The sequence below is a fragment of the Bacillus sp. 05T31 genome (assembly GCF_056396725.1).
In genome coordinates this window covers 1-2,028 of the sequence record NZ_JBFTMA010000764.1, presented here as the reverse complement: position 1 = coordinate 2,028, position 2,028 = coordinate 1, and the positions used below count along the sequence as shown (strand labels likewise).

Sequence of the window (2,028 nt, the reverse complement as noted above, 5' to 3'; positions counted from 1 at the left end):
GGTATCCAATTCGTAATGATTTTAACAACACTGCTTTCTAAAGAAAATATATACCTACTGTAAAGGTACTGATTTAAAACAATAAGTAAACTTTTCAAACCCTTAAATTGGATATACAGCCTGTTTAAATTTACATATTATGGTACAATTAAAAAGAGTGCTAGCTAAATTTTTACGTTCCACACTAGCAGTCTAGCAATGACAAAATCAAAAATCACTTGAAATTGGGGGATGTTATGAAACAGAAATTAGTTGTTCTTCTATTCACTGCAATCATATTATCCGGATGTTCAACTATAGTAGAAAATTCTTTAGAAACTGGAAACGGAAGTATTGAATTATTAACACCAACGATTACAACAAAAGATAATGAATTAGAAATTAAGACTGAAGGTATTGATGAAAATAAAGTGACTTTTATTTATGTTGCCAATAAAAAAGTATTGGAACAAAAAATTAATAATGGCGAATCCTACAAACTTAATATTAAAGATATCGAGCACGCTCATAGGACAGACTACAAGCCAAGAGTTCAACTTTTGCAAACGAAAGATGATAACGAAGATGGAGACATGGCAACCTTTAAACAAGTTAGATATACAGTTGAAAAAAAGTAGTTTTATAGTTATTTCATTTAAATATAACAACCGAAAATATACTTTTAACAGAGGGTAAATATAAGAGGTGCTAATATGAAAAGACGATGGATTTTTTGGTGGATTGGTAACATATTTTGGATTATCACTTTTGGGATATTGGCAGCTATTATTTGGCTAAGAGAGGTTGATGGGACCGGCGTTACTCAAACACCTGAGCTGAAATTAATAGCATTTATCGTTTTATTAATTGCATTTATATTACCACTAATTATTCAAGTTGTATGGTTAATTGTTAATCTGAGAAAAAGCAGAAAAAAGAGAGGAATCTTTTTCAATATAGATTCCTCTCTTTTTTCTATGGGGATTATGCCGTGCTTTTAAAGCTGCACTACTCCCTTTTCTTTACGATGCATGTTCATCTTTCTTCTTCTTCAACAATGCTCTCTTTTTCATCGCCTTCGTTAAATATCCACCTTTAAACGAACGGATTTCATAAGAAGACATAAACGCTTTCGGTGCAATTTCATTTACAATTTCTAAGAGTTCTTTCTCTCTCGAACGCTTTGCAACGATATCTAAGCGATAACGTATAGAATTTATTCCTTCACCTTCAAATACTGTAACGCCAAATCCAAAATGGCGTAATTCATTTACTAATTCATTACAACGGTCTAGCAAACTAACTTGATACGTAATATATCCAATTGCTAATTTATTTTCTATATAACCGCCTAATAATAGTCCCGCACTAAAGCCGATGACATAGGCAACAATGTTCATCCAATTTGATAAATCTTGAAACACAATACCTAAACTGACAATATAAATTGCTCCTTCTAACAATCCTACACCTGCAGCGGATCTTGTTTGATTCTTTACAAGCAAAATCGTACGGATTGTTAAAGTTGGAACGTAAATAATTTGAAGCACAAAAATAAGTAAAGCTTGTAACATTGGTATCCACCTCTTTCGCGAATTCTTTTGTCATGATAACATACATAAGCTTTAGAAATCGATGGGTTTTTTAATTTTTTTTAATTTTTTTTCATACTATTGAAATGCCCCAAAAATAAGCGTATTATGTTTGGCATAAATTCGATAAGTACCAGTAAATCATTCGTATTATATCATTTATTTTTAAACGCAAAAAAGGAACCTGATTAGGTCCCTTTCATCAGAGCTCTATGTTTTTCGAAGCATTTTCCTTTTGCTTCTCTTCTTCTTTTACTAGCTGCATATTTGCATAGGCTAAATTCGCAATCATTAAAAAGTGTCCACCCAATATTCCAGTACCGAATGCCCACATTTCCATTTCATGCTCAATTTCAAACATAATGATAGCCCCTAATATTGCGGCTGCAAATCGGTTTAGAACTCCTAATCCAGGAGCCTTTTCTTTCATCACGATACTTCTTCCTAATTTCTCCAC

General features: G+C 32.3%; 3 protein-coding genes and 1 pseudogene. 2 read left to right on the top strand and 2 right to left on the bottom strand.

Annotated features, from left to right (window positions below; all coding sequences use genetic code 11):
• The first annotated feature begins 236 nt into the window (after positions 1–236).
• Both AC1DJR_RS27945 and AC1DJR_RS27940 read left to right on the top strand, forming a co-directional pair.
• Positions 237–617: a hypothetical protein gene (locus tag AC1DJR_RS27945; protein ID WP_429687584.1), complete on the top strand. Its 381-nt coding sequence runs from the start codon at positions 237–239 to the stop codon at positions 615–617.
• A 75-nt stretch (positions 618–692) separates the two neighbouring features.
• Positions 693–980: a DUF3923 family protein gene (locus tag AC1DJR_RS27940; protein WP_429692007.1), complete on the top strand. Its 288-nt coding sequence runs from the start codon at positions 693–695 to the stop codon at positions 978–980.
• A 21-nt stretch (positions 981–1,001) separates the two neighbouring features.
• Here the strand turns inward: AC1DJR_RS27940 and AC1DJR_RS27935 are convergent, their stop codons facing one another.
• Both AC1DJR_RS27935 and AC1DJR_RS27930 read right to left on the bottom strand, forming a co-directional pair.
• Positions 1,002–1,553, bottom strand: a complete 552-nt coding sequence (locus AC1DJR_RS27935) for a DUF2179 domain-containing protein (RefSeq protein WP_429687583.1) — start codon at positions 1,551–1,553, stop codon at positions 1,002–1,004.
• 220 nt (positions 1,554–1,773) lie between these two features.
• Positions 1,774–2,028: pseudogene (locus AC1DJR_RS27930) on the bottom strand (ATP synthase subunit I); the annotation flags it as partial.

Bases quoted from the DNA above. Each gene is read 5' to 3' on its own strand.
- AC1DJR_RS27945 (WP_429687584.1), top strand. From the start codon at position 237: ATGAAACAGAAATTAGTTGTTCTTCTATTCACTGCAATCATATTATCC.
- AC1DJR_RS27940 (WP_429692007.1), top strand. From the start codon at position 693: ATGAAAAGACGATGGATTTTTTGGTGGATTGGTAACATATTTTGGATT.
- AC1DJR_RS27935 (WP_429687583.1), bottom strand. From the start codon at position 1,553: ATGTTACAAGCTTTACTTATTTTTGTGCTTCAAATTATTTACGTTCCA.